This window comes from Streptomyces sp. NPDC047117, from assembly GCF_040643545.1.
Classification (GTDB): domain Bacteria; phylum Actinomycetota; class Actinomycetes; order Streptomycetales; family Streptomycetaceae; genus Streptomyces.
Genome location: NZ_JBEYUN010000008.1, coordinates 163,774 through 180,099 on the forward strand (window position 1 = coordinate 163,774; position 16,326 = coordinate 180,099).

A 16,326-nucleotide genomic window follows, 5' to 3' on the forward strand; every position below is an offset into this window, starting at 1 on the left:
CCGACGATCTCCCCGTCGACGGGTTATCCACAGGCATAACCGCTGGTCAAGAAATTTTCCCCCACAGCCCACCGCGATCCGCTAACGTTCCCACGTCGATAACTCTCCGTAGTTATCGGAGTGCGGTGAGCATGCCTTCAGCACCCCGGCCGCTGCTCGCCGCCGATGACCGCCCACCCGATCACCTGGGAGCAGACGAATGTCCGACCAGTCCCTCGCACTCACCACCACGCCTCGCCCCCTCACCGACTCCCCCGCGCACGGAACCTCACCCCCTCCCCGCAACCCACGCGACCGGAGCCGGCCGCCCGACGCACGGCCCGACCACCGCTCGGGGGAAGCGACTCACCACTCCCCCACCGGCGAGCAACTGGCCGCCGCCGACGCCTTCCACGCGGGCGATCATCTAGCGATCCAGGCCGGAGCGGGCACGGGCAAGACGACCACGCTGGCCATGCTCGCCCGCAGCACCCGCCGCCCCGGCCGATACCTGGCCTTCAACAAAGCCATCGCACAGGACGCGGCCCGGCGCTTCCCCGCTCACGTCACGTGCAGTACGGCGCACTCACTGGCGTACGCGGCCGTCGGCCATCGGTTCCAACGGCGGATGAGCGCACCACGCCAGGCAGGCTGGCGAACCGGCGCCGCTCTGGGCATCGAACCAGAATTCCGGCTCCGCCTCGGCACACGAACACTGACCGGCAAGGCCCTCTCGTACACGGTCCTGGGCACCGTCACCGGCTACTGCCGCTCTGCCGCCCCGGCACTCACCGCCGCTCACGTGCCACGACTGCGCGGCGCCGAGTCGGACGCGCTGCACGACCAGCTGGCGCGGATCGTCCTCCCGTACGCCCGCAAGGCATGGGCCGATCTTCAAGATCCGGACCGAGGTGCCGTCCGCTTCGAGCACGATCACTACCTCAAGATGTGGGCGCTGAGCGCACCGGTCATCGAGACGGATTTCTTTCTCCTGGACGAAGCCCAGGACACCAACCCCGTGGTCGAGCAAGTCTTCAACGCCCAGCGCTCGCACGCTCAGCTCGTCCTCGTCGGCGACTCCGCCCAGGCCATCTACGGCTGGCGAGGCGCACGCGATGTGATGACCGGGTTCCGCGGCAGACAGCTGACGCTCTCCCGATCGTTCCGGTTCGGGCCCGCGCTGGCAGCGGAAGCGAACCGCTGGCTGGCCATCGTCGACGCCCCCGTCCGCCTCACCGGATCACGACTGGTCGACACGGAGCTGGCCCCCGCGCCCCGCCCCGATGCGGTGCTCTGCCGGTCCAACGCCGGCGCGATGGCGGAGGTCATGAGGCTGCTGTCGGACGGACGCAGAGTCGCACTGACAGGTGGGGGCGAAGCACTGACAGCACTGGCCCGAGCCGCACATGATCTCCAGGGCGGCAGACGGACCGCCCACCCGGAACTGATGCTGTTCCCGTCCTGGGAGGAACTGCGGGAGTACGCCGCCTCCGACCCGTCCGGCAGAGATCTGCTGCCACTGGTCGAACTCCTCGACGAGCACAGTGCCGACAGCGTTCTCCGAGCACTGCGCTGCCTGTCGAGCGAGGAGTCGGCGGAGATCACGGTGTCGACCGCCCACCGCGCGAAGGGGCGGGAGTGGCCGAGCGTGCGCATCGCTGCCGACTTCACGGAGCCGGAAGAGCTGGAGGACACCGACGAGCACGGCGAACCGTTGCCCGGCCCGATCGATCTCGCTGAGGCGCGGTTGGCGTACGTGGCGGTCACCCGCGCCCGGAAGCGCCTCGACCTCGGCGGACTGTCCTGGATCAACAGCCACCCGGCGGGGGACATCGGAACGGTGACGTCGGGGCGCTGGCTTCGGACGATGACGTCTGAACCCGCCTCGGACACCTACGCGCCCACACGCCCGGACGCCCGGTCGCTCGGTCGCTCAGGGCGAGTACGGACGGTAGCGATCCCCCCATTCTGAGCCCTCTCACGAGTTATCCACAGGCCGAACCAGAGACGTGACGGACAGCCCGAACCGGAGGATGCTTGAGAAGAAGGTTGAGGAGAGCAGGAGTCGCCAGGACTGGGTAAAACACCAGCTCAGCGAGCTGGAGTATGCCAAGAAGGGAGGGAGCCGGCCGACCGGAACCTGCGGTGAGCCGAGGTGGGTGAACGGCGACGAGGCGGGGTGTGTGGTGAGGAGAGATGCGTACGGGCAGTGAGCCTGTCGAAGCGCGGAGCGTGCTGAAGACGCGTCGGGCGCTCGCGCTGTGGGGGCTGGTCTGGGCGGCCGCCGGAGTGGCCGCCTTCCTGATCGCCGGGCGCCCCGGGTGGGCCGCGGCCTGTGCGATGGTGGCGGCGCTGGCCGCTACCGACCTTGTGATCGTGTGCCGGCACATACGCCAAGGGCCGCACTACCAGCCCGGCAAGGACATACCACCGTACGAACCGGACAGGGGCCGCAACACCGGGTACGTCCCTGGTGGCGGCGACCACACCCGTGGAGGTCACGGGGGCCGAGGCGACGGCGATGGCAGCAGCAACGGCGACGGCGACGGCAACCAGAACAGCGATGCCGGTGGCCGCTGAGCACAAGCAGATGACATATGGGGGCGGAGGGGGAGGCGGGGTGGGGGCGGGGGGGGCGGGCCCCCGAGAGCAGCGGGGGTGAAAGAGGCCAGAGGCTGCCCCGGCCCCACCCCACCCCCAGCCCCTCATCCCCCCGTCACGCCCCGCCCCCCCGCTCCCGCCCCGGGCCTCCACTCGGCCCCAGCCCCCGCTCACTCCCCCAAGTCGTCCGGCGGCAGCGGGAATCGTGCTGCTTCAATGAAGTCCGGGCGGGGGTCCAGCGCGGCGGCCAGGCGGAAGTGGCGCAGCGCCTCGTCCGGCCGGTTGGCACGCTGGAGGGTACGGCCGAGCGCGAAGTGGGCGAAGGCGTTGTCCGGCTCGCGTTCGAGGACGACCTGAAACTCCAGCTCGGCGGGGCGCAGTTGCGCCGCCAGGAAGAAGGCCCGGGCGCGCAGCAGTCGGGCGGCGGTGTTCTCCGGGTGGGCGGCGATGACCGGGTCCAGGAGCTGAACAGCACCCCTCGGGTCGCGCGCGGCCAGCAGTTGTTCAGCCGCACGGAAGTCGATGACATGCGTCTCGGGGGTGCGCTCGGTCACGGCCGTCTCCTCTCCGACACGTACAGGCAATTCACCTCGTACGTACAGGCACTCGCCTTGTCCCGGATACGGATACGGGCGCCCGCGCCGTACCGGCGGCCGCCACGCTCAGGCGACTCGCCGCCTGCGCGCAGCCCGGAACGCCGACCGCCCGGTCGTTACGTAAGCCCCAACAAAGCCGCCCGCCACCACATTCCCCGCCCGGCCCCGGACCCGCCCGCCCTCTCAAGTCACCCGCTCATCCACCGTCCCGGCCTCGGCCGCCCCCATCCCAACCCGGGCCCGGGGCCCAGAATTACAGGGCCCACGAGGTTCACCCGAGGGCCCACAACTCCCCGCCCCTACAAACTGATGTGGTAAGCCTTCCGAAGCGTCTCGTGGACAGTCCACCGCGTCCGGTCGCCCTCGCGCAGGAAGCACGCGTCGCCGGGGCCCACCTCCAGGGTCGAACCGCCCTCGACCTCGATGGTGGCTCGGCCGGACACGACCACGAACAGTTCGTTGGCCTCCACGTCCGTCACGACGCCCGGCGTGATCTGCCAGATGCCGCGGAGCTGCTTGCCGTCCGGGGACTCCCAGTACACCTTGCCGGTGACGACGGGGTCGCCGGAGACGATCTGTTCCGGGTCCAGCGGCTCGGGTTCCAGTTCGGCTTCCGGGACGCCGGGTATGTTGACGACGAACGACGCGGGGGCAAGATCGGTAGCTGTCATGGCGTGAGGCTACCGCCCGGCCTCAGCGGGTCCGCAGCCGCTCCCAGACCTCGCGCACCTGCGGCTCGAGGGCTTCCAGCGGACCGTCGTTGTCGATGACATGGTCCGCGATCGCGAGGCGCTGCTTCCGGTCGGCCTGCGCGTTCATGCGGGCCTTCGCCTCGTCCTCGGTCATGCCGCGCAGCTCCACCAGGCGCCGCAGTTGCGTCTCGGGGGCGGCGTCCACCACGACGATCACGTCGTAGAGGGGGGCGAGGCCGTTCTCGGTCAGCAGGGGCACGTCGTGGACGACCACCGCGTCCGCGCCGGCCGCGGCCTCCAGTTCGGCGGAGCGGGCGCCGACGAGGGGGTGCACGATGGCGTTGAGTGCCTTGAGCCTGTCGGGGTCGGCGAAGACGAGGGCGCCCAGTTTGGGCCGGTCCAGGGTGCCGTCCGGAGTCAGTACGTCCGTACCGAATGCTTCGACGACGGCGGCGAGGCCGGGCGTACCCGGCTCGACGACCTCTCGCGCGATCTTGTCCGCGTCCACGATCACCGCGCCGTACGACGCGAGCAGTCGCGACACCTCGCTCTTGCCTGCGCCGATGCCGCCTGTGAGCCCCACCTTGACCATGCGCCCCACGCTATACGGCGGTCCGGCTCCAGCACAGCGCCGGGCGGCCACTGCCCTCAAGGCAAGATCCGACTGCCCTCAAGCCAGCAAGCTCCGGCGAGGTTCCCAGCCGATCTCCCCGGTCTCCCCGATCTCCCCCTCAAGGCCATTCCCCGCTCCCCCGTCCCCCGCGAAGCGCCGACTCAGGCGCTTCCCTCCCCCAGGTCGCGCTCTCGGTCGGCCAGGAAGCGTTCGAGCTCGCGGCCGATCTCCTCGGCCGAGGGGAGCTCGGCAGGCTCGGCCACAAGGCTGCCGCGGCTCTCGGCGCCGGCCATCGCGTCGTACTGATGCTCAAGGCCGCTGACCAGCGCAACCAGTTCCTCATCGCCCTCCGAGATCTGCCGCTCGATCTCTTCCTGCGTGCGCAGCGCTTCAGTGCGCAGCGCGTGCGCGGCACTGGGCAGGACCAGGCCGGTCGCGGCGGTGACTGCTTCCAGTGCGGTCAGTGCGGCGTCCGGGTAGGCGGAGCGCGCGACGTAGTGCGGTACGTGGGCGGCGACGCCCAGTACGTCGTGGCCGGCTTCCGCGAGCCGGTACTCGATCAGTGCCTCGACGCTGCCGGGGACCTGCGCCTGCTCGAAGAGGTCGCGGTGGCCCGGGGTCAGGTCGGTGCGGTTGCCGTGCGGGGTGATGCCGACGGGGCGGGTGTGCGGGACGCCCATCGGGATGCCGTGGAAGCTGACCGAGAGGCGTACGTTCAGCCGCTCGACCATCTCGCGTACGGCGGCCGTGAAGCGTTCCCACTCCACGTCCGGCTCGGGCCCGGAGAGCAGCAGGAAGGGGGCGCCGGTCGCGTCGTGGACCAGGCGCAGTTCGATGCTGGGCGTCTCGTACGAGCTCCAGCGGCCGTGGTCGAAGGTGAGCATCGGACGGCGGGCTCGGTAGTCCACGAGACGGTCGTGGTCGAAGCGGGCGACGACCTCGTTCGGCAGTCCCTCCAGAAGGGACTCGACGATCTGGTCGCCGGTCTCGCCGGCGTCGATGTAGCCGTCCAGGTGGTACAGCAGCACCAGCCCGGCGGAGTCGCGGGAGGCGATCGCGTCGACCGCCGCGAGCCCGCTCGGCTCCCATTCGTACAAACTCTGGGGATCCAACACAGTGACCGCTCCTCCTCGATGTCCGCCCGGAACAACGCGGTGCGGGGCACATGCATTCCCGCTCCGCGGGCTGTCACCCCCGCGTGCGGACGTCAAACCCCCTGCGGACCGCCCGCTGTTTGGAACCGCTCCCGCGAATACCCCTGCCCCGTCCGGCGCTTACGGAAGCCGCTCACCGGCGCAGCGGACCGGACCGCCGGCCTGGCGAACCGTTCCACCGGCACAGCGCGCCGATCTTCCGCACCCCCGAGCGACCCAACCAGGCACTCGCCCCGCGAGTGACCCAAGCAGCCAGTCGCCCCGCGAGCGCCGAAGCAGGCACTCGGCCCGTGGGCGCGAAAGCCGCCCCGCCCAAGGGATTGACGACCGCCCCATCCACCTCTACTTTCACGAAAGCCCAAAGTGTTCACGTAGTAACCCGAAGTTCATGTATGCGGACGTAAAGGTGCCGCTCTCGCCGACACCTCACACACCGCCCCGTCTCCCCGTCTCCCCATCTCCCCGTCTTCCCTCCCCCACTCGCAGGAAGGCCCCAGGATGCGCACCCCCCGACCTCTCCTGGCACTCCATGCCCGGCCGCTGCTGCTCGTACCGGTCGCCGCCCTGGTAGCGGCAGGCACCCTCTTCGCCGTCTCCGCCACGGCGGACGCCACGAACGCCATCGCCACCAACGCCGGCGCCCCGACTTCAAGCGCCACGAACGCCAACGCCTCGGGCGCCACGAACTCCGCACGAACCTCCCCCGACACCCGCGCCATCATCGACGTCTCCACGGCCGCCCAGCTCAAGGACGCGATGAGCACGGCGCGCCCCGGCGACACGATTCAGCTGGCGGACGGTACGTACCGCGGCAACTTCAAGACCTCCGTCGCCGGCAGTGCCTCGTCCCGCATCACCCTGACCGGCTCCTCGAAGGCCGTACTGACCGCGAGCGGCGGCTACGGGCTGCACCTGAACGGCGCCTCGTACTGGACGGTGAAGGGCCTCACCGTCACCGGCGGGCAGAAGGGGATCATGGCGGACGCCGCCCGGGGTGTCGTCATCGACTCCGTCACCGTGCACGGGCTCGACATGGAGGGCGTCCACTTCCGTCACTCCAGCAAGGACGGCGTGATCAAGGATTCCCGGATCTACGACACCGGCAGAGACGGCCGCGGCATGGGCGAGGGCGTCTACGTGGGCGGCGCGGGGGATCTCGGCGACAACAGCGACAACGTCGAGATACGCGGCAACACGATCGGCCCGGGTGTCGGCGGCGAGAACATCGACATCAAGGAAGGGACCACGGGCGCGAAGATCATCGGCAATACGTTCGACGGAAGCGGGCTCACCGGAACCCACTATGACGACTCCTGGGTCGACGTAAAAGGCAACGACGTCCTGGTCGAGAACAACACCGGTACGCACACGACCAACAACGGCTACGAAACGCACACGCAGCAGTCGGGCTGGGGCTGCGGAACGGTCTTCCGCGGCAACAAATCCGACCTCAGCGACGCCTCGGGCTCCGGTCGCTACGGGTTCAACATCACCAACTACGACGCGGCGGACTGCCCGGTCACGATCACCGGCGACAACACGGTGACGGGCGGCCGTGGCATCGCCAACCCGGGCGTACCCGTGAACTGAGCCCTGCCCGCTGACCCCGTGAACTGGGCCCTACCCGCTGAACCCGCGAGCCGAGCTACTGAGCCGAGAGGCACAACAGCCTACCGAGCCGAGAGGCGCAACAGCACGGAGGCCCGCCCCCCGAAGGGGACGGGCCTCCATCGCTATCGGCTAGCGACTGGCGCTAGCGCGGTGAGCGCGTGCTCAGCTCTGGCCGCCGGCCAGCTTCTCGCGGAGCGCGGCCAGCGCCTCGTCCGACGCCAGGGCGCCGGAGTTGTCCGCCGACTCCGAGGAGTACGAGCCGCCGGAGACGTTGCCGCCGCCGCCACCCTGGCCACCGGCCGCCGGCGCCGCAGCGCCCTCGGCCGCAGCCTGCTCGTCGGCCTCGCGGGACTTGATGACCTGCGCCTGGTGCTGCTCGAAGCGCTGCTGGGCCTCGGCGTACTGGTTCTCCCAGGCCTCGCGCTGGGCCTCGTAGCCCTCCAGCCAGTCGTTGGTCTCCGGGTCGAAGCCCTCGGGGTAGATGTAGTTGCCCTGGTCGTCGTAGGACGCGGCCATGCCGTACAGGGTCGGGTCGAACTCGACCGCCGTCGGGTCGGCACCGAAGGACTCGTTGGCCTGCTTCAGCGAGAGGCTGATGCGGCGGCGCTCGAGGTCGATGTCGATGACCTTGACGAAGATCTCGTCGTTGACCTGGACGACCTGCTCCGGGATCTCCACGTGGCGCTCGGCCAGCTCGGAGATGTGGACCAGGCCCTCGATGCCCTCGTCGACGCGGACGAACGCACCGAACGGAACGAGCTTGGTGACCTTACCCGGGACGACCTGACCGATCTGGTGGGTCCGGGCGAACTGCTGCCACGGGTCTTCCTGGGTCGCCTTGAGCGACAGGGACACGCGCTCGCGGTCCATGTCGACGTCCAGGACCTCGACCGTGACCTCCTGGCCGACCTCGACGACCTCGGACGGGTGGTCGATGTGCTTCCAGGACAGCTCGGAAACGTGGACCAGACCGTCGACGCCACCCAGGTCCACGAAGGCACCGAAGTTGACGATGGAGGAGACGACGCCGGAGCGCACCTGACCCTTCTGGAGGGTGGTGAGGAAGGTCTGACGGACCTCGCTCTGGGTCTGCTCCAGCCAGGCACGGCGGGACAGGACCACGTTGTTGCGGTTCTTGTCCAGCTCGATGATCTTGGCCTCGAGCTCCTTGCCCACGTAGGGCTGCAGGTCGCGGACGCGGCGCATCTCGACCAGGGAGGCGGGAAGGAAGCCGCGGAGGCCGATGTCGAGGATGAGACCACCCTTGACGACCTCGATCACGGTACCGGTGACGATCCCGTCCTCTTCCTTGATCTTCTCGATGGTGCCCCAGGCACGCTCGTACTGGGCGCGCTTCTTCGAGAGGATCAGGCGGCCTTCCTTGTCCTCCTTCTGGAGAACCAGGGCCTCGATCTCGTCACCGACGGCGACGACCTCGTTCGGGTCGACGTCGTGCTTGATGGAGAGCTCGCGGCTGGGGATGACGCCTTCGGTCTTGTAACCGATGTCGAGCAGGACCTCGTCCCGGTCGACCTTCACGATGACGCCGTCGACGATGTCGCCGTCGTTGAAGTACTTGATCGTCTCGTCGATCGCGGCGAGGAAGGCTTCCTCGTTACCGATGTCGTTGACCGCTACCTGCGGGGTGGTGGCGGTGGTCTCGGTGCTGCTCGTCATGTGGGAAAGGGCTCCGGTACGGACATTGAAGTCGTAGGTACTGCTACGCCGAGAGCCTTTATCGCTTCTGCAGAAGTCGGACAGCAATGAGGCGCGCCCTCCGGAACTCCGGAGAATCCGGTCAGCGCCTCGAAACCGAGGGGACATGCAACAGATGCGAGCGCGACCTGCTCCGTCTGAGGTGCGCAGGCCCGCAGCGCAACTTGTAGCATACGGGGGCAGCCGGACACGGTCAATGCGCGAAGGCGCACACCGCGGGCGGATCGCCCCATAACCGGCACATGCCGGGTACGAGAGAGCCGCACAGCCTTGCCGTTGCAGGCCACGGGGGCCTGACCAAGTCCATCGCGGGGCTGTGACCAGCCAGGCTCAGCGGCCCCACGAACCTCAGAAAACTACAAGCTTCGGCGAAGGATACGCGACGGGCCCGATGAACCACTACGACGACTCCCCCGACACCCGCCTCACGGGCCTCATGGGCACTGACGGCACCCACCTCATGGGGGCCGATGCCGGCACCGAGGCCGCTGTGGACGACGACTCCGTGGACGACGACTCCGTGGCCGTACGGCGCAGCGCCGGGGACGCGGAGAGCAGCCGGGCCAGCCGTGGCTGGTGGGACCGCAACGCCGACGAGTACCAGATCGAGCACGGCGGCTTTCTGGGTGACGACCGCTTCGTATGGGGTCCCGAGGGGCTGGACGAGGCGGAGGCCGGGCTGCTGGGGCCGGCGGCCGACCTCAAGGGTCTGCGGGTCCTGGAGATCGGCGCGGGCGCGGCACAGTGTGCGCGCTGGCTGGCGGCGCAGGGCGCGCATCCGGTGGCGCTGGATCTCTCGCACCGGCAGTTGCAGCACGCGCTGCGGATCGGTGCCGACATTCAGGCGCAGGGTTCCGCGGTCCCTGAGGTGGCGCTGGTGGAGGCGGACGCCGGGGCGCTGCCGTTCGCGGACGGCAGTTTCGATCTCGCGTGCTCGGCCTACGGGGCGGTGCCCTTCGTCGCCGATCCGGTACGGGTCTTCCGCGAGGTGCACCGGGTACTGCGGCCGGGCGGCCGCTGGGTCTTCTCGGTGACGCATCCCATCCGCTGGGCCTTCCCGGACGAGCCCGGCCCCGAGGGTCTGTCGGTCGCGGCGTCCTACTTCGACCGCGTGCCCTATGTGGAGCAGGACGAGCGGGGCGAGGCGGTGTACGTGGAGCACCACCGCACCCTGGGTGACCGCGTACGCGACGTCGTGACGGCCGGCTTCCGCCTGGAGGACCTGGTGGAGCCGGAGTGGCCCGCCTGGAACACCCAGGAGTGGGGCGGCTGGTCCCCCCTGCGAGGCGGGCTGATCCCGGGCACCGCGATCTTCGTATGCCGCCGGGACCCGTGAACGGCTGAGTGCCGCGGGGGCACCGGGCACAGCACCGAATCAGCCGCTTGCGTACGCGCATTGCGACTGCAGCCCCGGGCGATGGTGAACTCCTCGCCGACGGATACGGGGCAGATGATGCCGTTGGGGCGGGCGAGGCTCCCGAGACCGGCCGGGTTAAGCTCAGCTGCTCAACTGACCAGTAACAACAGCGCGATGCGCAGTGCGGGACCTCCGCCACGCAGCGCTCGAAAAAATGGGGGAACGTCTTGCGACAGTCTCTGCTCGGGCGAGGAATGATCACTCTCGCCGCGACCGCAGTTCTGGCCGGCGGCGCGGTCGTCACGGCCCCGGCGGCCAGTGCCGTCGGCAGCTCGAAGTGCAACTGGGACTTTTCCAACGTCCAGTTCGACGTGGTGCAGAAGGCCGCCCTGCGCACCGGCCCCAGCACCAAGTACTCCTCGAAGGGAACCTTGTCCAAGGGGACGAAGTTCTACTACTACTGCGAGTACAAGAAGGGCTCCACGACCTGGATCTACGGCAAGGTGCAGTCCGGGGCCCACAAGGGTGCGAAGGGCTGGGCCTACGGCAAGAAGATCGGCCTGCTGAAGTAACCGCTGACCGCGGCATGGATGCACCCCGAGGGGCCGGCGACCTGATCGCCGGCCCCTCGCGGCTTCAGGCACCATGCACCCAGCCGCAGCGGTACCCAGGAGTGCCAGTGCCCTGCCGGCAGGGGAAAAGCGCATATAAGCCCCGATGCTCACGCGGGCACGGTCACCGACCACCTCATCGGCCGTTCTCCGCCGGTCGTCACGCGGCCCCTGGGCGGATCGCTTCGCGCCACTGCCCGGTAGGGTTACGCCGAATCGAGCCACCCCGGCGGCCACGTACGCCGCCCGGTCGCCCAGAAGGAGCCCCGGCCCCATGACACGCAGGTCGCCGTTCCGGGCGCCCGTCGCGATGATGACCGCGACCGCGGCGCTGCTGACGCTGAGCGGATGCATGACCGTCCACGGCGAACTGGCCGTGATCCCGGCGGTGTCCGACAAGGCCGATGCCGGCAAAGCCGTGAAGCAGTTCGTCGCCGGGTACAACGAGGCCAACGCGGTCCACGACCCGGAGGTGACCACCAGCTACGAAACGGGCGCGCTGCAGGACATCGACGAGGCGTCCATCAAGGTCGACCGCCAGCACGGCCGGGGCTTCCAGCCGCTGAAGCTGAGCGACACGAAGATCGTCATCCCCAAGATGGCGGGATGGCCGAAGTTCTTCCTCGCCGACGCGCGCAGCAACAAGTCCGGACGCTGGCTCCTGGCCTTCACCCGCAACAGCCCGCAGGAGAAGTGGAAGGCCGCCTATCTCCTGCCGCTGCCGGCAGGCGGACTTCCGCAGTTCGCCACCGACAAGGACGGCTACGCCAAGGCCATACCGGCCGGCAAGGGCTCCGCCGGGCTGACCATCGACCCCGGCAAGCTCGGCAACGCCTACGCCAAGTACCTCAAGACCGGCAGCGGCGACCTCTTCGCCCCCGGGCCGCACACCGACCGTCTGCGGCAGCAGCGCACGGCCGCCGCCAAGCAGGTGGGACAGCGCACCGAGACCATCGACCAGGCGTACAAGTTCCCGGCGATGGCGCTGCGCACGAAGGACGGCGGCGCGCTGGCCTTCTTCGCGACGCGCTCCTTCCAGCGCAAGACGCTGCCCGCCGGCCACGCATTCAACATCACTCCTGAGATCCAGGCGGTCCTGGACGGGCCGAAGAAGCAGACCAACAAGATGACCTTCACGTCCGTCTCCGAACAGATGGTGAAGGTGCCGGCCAAGAAGAACGGCGGCCAGGTGGCCTTCCTGCAGCGGCTGCCCAAGCAGACGGCGGCCAAGGCCGAGTAGCGGTTACCGCAGCAGGCCGGGCCACCCGCAGCTCCGCGACACCGGCCCCCGAGGCGGCCCGCTGCCCCGCGAGACACTGGTCGGGTGATCCGCCGTGATGAACTCGATGCTCTGCCCGTACGGTCCGCGCTGCCCGCGCTCCATGAGGCGCTGGAGGGCGCCGGGACCGCCGTTCTCTGCGCGCCTCCGGGTACCGGCAAGACGACCCTCGTACCGCTGGCACTGGCGGGCTTGACGGAGAGCGGCTCGCCCGTACGCAAGGTGCTGGTCGCGGAGCCGCGGCGGATCGCGGCGCGTGCGGCGGCCCGGCGGATGGCGTGGCTGCTCGGGGAGCGCGTGGGTGAGCGGGTGGGGTTCACCGTGCGCGGGGAGCGCTCCGTAGGGGCGCGCACTGTCGTGGAGGTGGTGACGACAGGCGTGCTGCTCCAGCGGCTCCAGCATGATCAGGAACTCCCCGGCGTGGACATCGTTGTACTGGATGAGTGCCACGAGCGGCATCTGGACGCGGATACGGCGGCCGCGTTCCTGCTGGACGTACGGGAGGCGCTGCGGCCGGAGCTGCGGCTGGTGGCGGCGTCGGCGACGACGGACGCGGAGGGCTGGTCGCGGCTGCTGGGGGACGCGCCGGTGGTGGCGGCGCAGGGGGTGTCGCATCCCGTGGAGACCGTGTGGGCGCCGCCGGAGCGGCCGGTGCGTCCGGCGCACGGGATGCGGGTGGATCCGGCGCTGCTGACACATGTCGCCTCGGTGGTGCGGCGTGCGCTGCGCGAGCGGGAGGGCGACGTGCTGTGTTTTCTGCCGGGCGTGGGGGAGATCGCCCGGGTGGCCGGGCAGCTGGCCGATCTGGCGGGTGTCGGGGTCGAGGTGCTCCAGGTGCACGGCCGGGCGCCGGCGGCGGTGCAGGACGCGGTGCTGGCCGGTGCGGGTGACCGGCGGCGGGTCGTGCTGGCGACGTCGGTGGCGGAGTCGAGCCTGACGGTTCCCGGCGTGCGGGTGGTGGTCGACTGCGGCCTGGCGCGCGAGCCGCGGATGGATCATGCGCGGGGGCTGAGCGCGCTGACGACAGTACGGGCATCGCAGGCGGCAGCGCGACAGCGGGCGGGCCGCGCGGGGCGTGAGGCGCCCGGTGCGGTCTATCGCTGCTGGTCGGAGGGGGAGAACGGGCGACTGCCGCGGTTCCCCTCCCCGGAGATCAAGGTCGCGGACCTCACGGCGTTCGCACTGCAGGCCGCGTGCTGGGGCGATCCGGACGCGTCGGGCCTGGCACTGCTGGATGCGCCGCCGGGCGGGGCGATGGCGGCGGCGCGGGACGTGCTGACGGCGGTGGGCGCGGTGGACGCGGCCGGCCGGGCGACGGAACGGGGCGTACGGATGGCCCGGCTCGGCCTGCACCCGCGGCTGGCGCGCGCCCTGCTGGACGGCGCGGCACAGGTGGGTACGCGGCGGGCGGCGGAGGTCGTGGCACTGCTGAGCGAGGAGCCGCCGCGCGAGTACGGCGACGATCTCGCCGACGCCTGGCGCACGGCCCGGCGCGGGCGCGACGCGTACGCCGGCCGCTGGCGGCAGGAGTCCCGACGACTGGCCTCCGGACTGGCCTCCGCCCTGTCCGGCACCTCGGAGACTTCCAGTGCCTTGGAGGCGTCCGGTGCCTCGGAGGCGACCGCCTCGTCGTCCGGGGAGAGTGACGACGTGGTGGCGGGGGTCGTGGCGGCGCTGGCCTTCCCCGAGCGGGTGGCCCGTAAGCGCGGTGCGGGTGCGTACGTGATGGCGTCGGGGACCGGTGCCGAGGTCGGCGACGGGTCGCGGCTGCGGAGTGCCGAGTGGCTGGCGGTGGCCGTGGCGGACCGACCGGTGACAGCGGCGTCGGCGCGGGTGCGGCTCGCGGCCGTGGTCGACGAGGCGACGGCGCGGGCGGCGGCAGGGGCCCTGTATGCCGAGGCCGAGGAGGTCGGCTGGGCGGACGGTGACGTGGTCGCGCGGAGTGTGGCACGGCTCGGCGCGATCGAGTTGGTGTCCCGGCCGCTGCGGGACGCGGATCCGGCGCTCGTACGGGAGGCGCTGGTGGACGGTCTGCGCAGGGAAGGGCTCGGGCTGCTGCGCTGGTCGGACGGTGCGCGATCGCTCCGGGAGCGCATGGCGTTCCTGCACGGGGAGCTGGGGGATCCGTGGGCCGACGTCGCGGACGAGGCGCTGCTGGCGCGCCGGGACGAGTGGCTGGAGCCGGAGCTGAGCCGGGCGCGGCGGCGGGCGGATCTGGCGCGGATCGACGCGGGACAGGCGCTGTCGCGGCTGCTGCCGTGGGCGAGCGGTGATTCGGCGCGCTTCGACGAACTGGCTCCGGAGCGCATCGAGGTGCCCAGCGGCTCGCGCATCCGGGTGGACTACGGCGGTGATCAGCCGGTGCTGGCGGTGAAATTGCAGGAGATGTTCGGGCTGCGGGAGTCGCCGCGGGTGGCGGGCGGCCGGGTTCCGGTACTGGTGCATCTGCTGTCACCGGCCGGGCGGCCCGCCGCGGTCACCGCCGACCTGGCGTCCTTCTGGCAGGACGGCTACCGCGCCGTACGGGCGGAGCTGCGCGGCCGGTACCCGAAGCACCCGTGGCCCGAGGACCCGGCGACGGCCGAGCCGACACGTCATACGACGGCCCGCATGCGGCGGGGTTGAGGCCGCGCCGCCGGGCTCCGGAAGCCGTGGGGGCCGGCGCCGCCGTACAGCGGCGCCGCCGTACAGCTGAAGCCCCTAAGACGCATGCTCTGGGGCGCCCATCGCCCCATGCGCCCCCTCCGCCGCAGGCGCCTCCCGCCCCCCGCGCGGGCGCCGTCCGCGTGCCTCCAGGTACAGGCTCAGGGTCAGCAGTACGGCGCCCGCGCCGAGGAGGCCCCAGGGCAGGTACGTGGTGAGCAGCAGGACGAGGGTGCGCTGGGAGGAGACCAGGGCGACCGTGGCGTCCAGGTAGTCGGCGCGCATCTTCACGTGTCCGGCGAAGGCGGTGACCTTGCCGCCGCCGGGCAGCAGGTCGCCGCCGCGCAGCTCCTCCTTGTGGATCTCCTCGCCGTTGACGGGCGCGCCGGTGACCGGGTCGACCCAGAACATCCGCTTGGTGGTGTACCAGCGGGTGGTGCCCATCTTCTCGACGGCTTCCGGGGTGACGCCCTTGACCGGCATCTTCTTGGGGAGCGGGACCTTGGTCCAGGGGATGGTCTGCTCGAAGTAGTAGACGTCCAGGCCGTGGAAGCGGCGGGTGCCCTTGTAGTGGATGGGCGCGGAGGTGCGGGTCTGGGCGTCGAAGTAGGTGTAGTCGCGCTTCTCGGTGAGGAAGGGCCACTTGTACTCGATGCCGTCGCGGCGCACCGGTTCGCCGTCGACCGACTCGCCTGCGGCGTGCACGGGTTCCTGGCTGTGCGCGTCGAAGATGTAGCGCTCGGGGATCTCGGAGACCATCTTGCCGTCGGGCCCGGCGACGTAGGACAGCGCGTCCCAGACGACGACGTCGCGGCCGGCGGTGCGTTCGACCTTGTCGGCGGCTTCCACGTTGCCCTTCAGCGTCTGCACGATGCTGATCTTGGGGACCTTCTTGGCCTTCATCGTGCCGTAGTCGACGAGGGTGGCGGGGCTCGCCTCCAGGACCATCGACTGGTACTGGCTCGGCGGGATCTTGGCGAGCCGGGGGAAGGCGTACCACCGCATCAGCGGGGACAGAGCCGTGCAGAAGACGGCGAAGGCGAGCAGGACGAGGCTGGCCTTGCGGCGCATGACGGCGGCCTCCCTCGGGTGCGGTCGGTGTGGTGGTCGGCGGTGCCTCAGGGGTGCTCGGGGACGGTGGTCAACAGTGGTTCGGGGGACGTCTTCCCGTCGGGGGCGCCGACGGCGGTGATGGCGAAGACCAGGGCGAGGGCGGCGGCCAGCCCGATCGCGGCTGCTGTGAGGGCACGCATGCTCGGCCTCCCGTTCGACTGCGGACCTCCCCACCGGAACCGACGGAACTGACGACCCGTCAGCAGGTGGGGCTGGGGCACCGTAGCAACGGGCGGCACAGATGAGAACACGTTGCGCCGGCACGGGATGCGGAGCCCGCATACGAGCGGAATGCGAGACCGCGTACGAAGTCGGGATGCGGGGACGCATACGAAAGGGGCGCGACGCCCGCGCGCCACGC

The 16,326-nt window shown here is 70.5% G+C and carries 15 protein-coding genes; 8 read left to right on the forward strand and 7 right to left on the reverse strand.

The window, feature by feature from the left end:
* The first annotated feature begins 199 nt into the window (after window positions 1-199).
* The 3 genes from ABZ840_RS17520 to ABZ840_RS17530 all read left to right on the forward strand — a co-directional run bounded on the left by ABZ840_RS17520 (window position 200) and on the right by ABZ840_RS17530 (window position 2,559).
* Window positions 200-1,951, forward strand: a complete 1,752-nt coding sequence (locus ABZ840_RS17520; protein WP_361560355.1) for a UvrD-helicase domain-containing protein — start codon at window positions 200-202, stop codon at window positions 1,949-1,951.
* 61 nt (window positions 1,952-2,012) lie between these two features.
* Entirely contained in the window at window positions 2,013-2,192 is a 180-nt protein-coding gene (locus ABZ840_RS17525; protein ID WP_361560358.1) for a hypothetical protein, read from the forward strand.
* A 19-nt stretch (window positions 2,193-2,211) separates the two neighbouring features.
* On the forward strand, window positions 2,212-2,559 hold the full coding sequence (locus ABZ840_RS17530; protein WP_361560361.1) for a DUF6343 family protein: 348 nt from the start codon (window positions 2,212-2,214) through the stop codon (window positions 2,557-2,559).
* A 191-nt stretch (window positions 2,560-2,750) separates the two neighbouring features.
* Here ABZ840_RS17530 and ABZ840_RS17535 read toward each other — a convergent pair whose 3' ends face one another.
* From ABZ840_RS17535 to ABZ840_RS17550, 4 genes are all read right to left on the reverse strand, one after another.
* Window positions 2,751-3,134 (reverse strand): tetratricopeptide repeat protein, encoded by a 384-nt coding sequence (locus ABZ840_RS17535; RefSeq protein WP_361560364.1) that lies wholly within the window; start codon window positions 3,132-3,134, stop codon window positions 2,751-2,753.
* Between the two features lie 341 nt (window positions 3,135-3,475).
* On the reverse strand, window positions 3,476-3,847 hold the full coding sequence (locus ABZ840_RS17540) for a cupin domain-containing protein (protein WP_361560367.1): 372 nt from the start codon (window positions 3,845-3,847) through the stop codon (window positions 3,476-3,478).
* A 22-nt stretch (window positions 3,848-3,869) separates the two neighbouring features.
* Window positions 3,870-4,460: a dephospho-CoA kinase gene (gene coaE, locus ABZ840_RS17545; RefSeq protein WP_361560370.1), complete on the reverse strand. Its 591-nt coding sequence runs from the start codon at window positions 4,458-4,460 to the stop codon at window positions 3,870-3,872.
* 182 nt (window positions 4,461-4,642) lie between these two features.
* Entirely contained in the window at window positions 4,643-5,596 is a 954-nt protein-coding gene (locus tag ABZ840_RS17550) for a PAC2 family protein (RefSeq protein ID WP_361560373.1), read from the reverse strand.
* A 537-nt stretch (window positions 5,597-6,133) separates the two neighbouring features.
* Between ABZ840_RS17550 and ABZ840_RS17555 the strand changes: the two genes are divergently transcribed.
* Window positions 6,134-7,225: a sheath polysaccharide-degrading enzyme gene (locus ABZ840_RS17555; protein WP_361560376.1), complete on the forward strand. Its 1,092-nt coding sequence runs from the start codon at window positions 6,134-6,136 to the stop codon at window positions 7,223-7,225.
* 183 nt (window positions 7,226-7,408) lie between these two features.
* Here the strand turns inward: ABZ840_RS17555 and rpsA are convergent, their stop codons facing one another.
* Window positions 7,409-8,923: a 30S ribosomal protein S1 gene (gene rpsA / locus ABZ840_RS17560; RefSeq protein WP_361560379.1), complete on the reverse strand. Its 1,515-nt coding sequence runs from the start codon at window positions 8,921-8,923 to the stop codon at window positions 7,409-7,411.
* A 499-nt stretch (window positions 8,924-9,422) separates the two neighbouring features.
* Here rpsA and ABZ840_RS17565 point away from each other — a divergent pair, with 499 nt between their 5' ends.
* The 4 genes from ABZ840_RS17565 (at window position 9,423) to hrpB (ending at window position 14,834) form a co-directional block, all read left to right on the forward strand.
* A complete protein-coding gene (locus ABZ840_RS17565; RefSeq protein ID WP_361560901.1) occupies window positions 9,423-10,298 on the forward strand; it encodes a class I SAM-dependent methyltransferase in 876 nt (291 codons plus the stop codon).
* A 275-nt stretch (window positions 10,299-10,573) separates the two neighbouring features.
* Window positions 10,574-10,891: an SH3 domain-containing protein gene (locus ABZ840_RS17570; RefSeq protein ID WP_361560381.1), complete on the forward strand. Its 318-nt coding sequence runs from the start codon at window positions 10,574-10,576 to the stop codon at window positions 10,889-10,891.
* 313 nt (window positions 10,892-11,204) lie between these two features.
* Entirely contained in the window at window positions 11,205-12,170 is a 966-nt protein-coding gene (locus tag ABZ840_RS17575) for a hypothetical protein (protein WP_361560384.1), read from the forward strand.
* 84 nt (window positions 12,171-12,254) lie between these two features.
* Entirely contained in the window at window positions 12,255-14,834 is a 2,580-nt protein-coding gene (gene hrpB, locus ABZ840_RS17580) for an ATP-dependent helicase HrpB (protein ID WP_361560387.1), read from the forward strand.
* A 75-nt stretch (window positions 14,835-14,909) separates the two neighbouring features.
* Here hrpB and ABZ840_RS17585 read toward each other — a convergent pair whose 3' ends face one another.
* Together ABZ840_RS17585 and ABZ840_RS17590 are read right to left on the reverse strand one after the other, a co-directional pair.
* Window positions 14,910-15,923, reverse strand: a complete 1,014-nt coding sequence (locus tag ABZ840_RS17585; RefSeq protein WP_361560389.1) for a DUF3068 domain-containing protein — start codon at window positions 15,921-15,923, stop codon at window positions 14,910-14,912.
* A 47-nt stretch (window positions 15,924-15,970) separates the two neighbouring features.
* Window positions 15,971-16,105, reverse strand: a complete 135-nt coding sequence (locus ABZ840_RS17590; protein ID WP_361560391.1) for an SPW_0924 family protein — start codon at window positions 16,103-16,105, stop codon at window positions 15,971-15,973.
* Between the last annotated feature and the right edge of the window lie 221 nt (window positions 16,106-16,326).

Coding starts and splice junctions, on each gene's coding strand:
- ABZ840_RS17520 (WP_361560355.1), top strand. CDS start 200: ATGTCCGACCAGTCCCTCGCACTCACCACCACGCCTCGCCCCCTCACC.
- ABZ840_RS17525 (WP_361560358.1), top strand. CDS start 2,013: ATGCTTGAGAAGAAGGTTGAGGAGAGCAGGAGTCGCCAGGACTGGGTA.
- ABZ840_RS17540 (WP_361560367.1), bottom strand. CDS start 3,847: ATGACAGCTACCGATCTTGCCCCCGCGTCGTTCGTCGTCAACATACCC.
- coaE (WP_361560370.1), bottom strand. CDS start 4,460: ATGGTCAAGGTGGGGCTCACAGGCGGCATCGGCGCAGGCAAGAGCGAG.
- ABZ840_RS17555 (WP_361560376.1), top strand. CDS start 6,134: ATGCGCACCCCCCGACCTCTCCTGGCACTCCATGCCCGGCCGCTGCTG.
- rpsA (WP_361560379.1), bottom strand. CDS start 8,923: ATGACGAGCAGCACCGAGACCACCGCCACCACCCCGCAGGTAGCGGTC.
- ABZ840_RS17565 (WP_361560901.1), top strand. CDS start 9,423: ATGGGGGCCGATGCCGGCACCGAGGCCGCTGTGGACGACGACTCCGTG.
- ABZ840_RS17570 (WP_361560381.1), top strand. CDS start 10,574: ATGATCACTCTCGCCGCGACCGCAGTTCTGGCCGGCGGCGCGGTCGTC.
- ABZ840_RS17575 (WP_361560384.1), top strand. CDS start 11,205: ATGACACGCAGGTCGCCGTTCCGGGCGCCCGTCGCGATGATGACCGCG.
- ABZ840_RS17585 (WP_361560389.1), bottom strand. CDS start 15,923: ATGCGCCGCAAGGCCAGCCTCGTCCTGCTCGCCTTCGCCGTCTTCTGC.
- ABZ840_RS17590 (WP_361560391.1), bottom strand. CDS start 16,105: ATGCGTGCCCTCACAGCAGCCGCGATCGGGCTGGCCGCCGCCCTCGCC.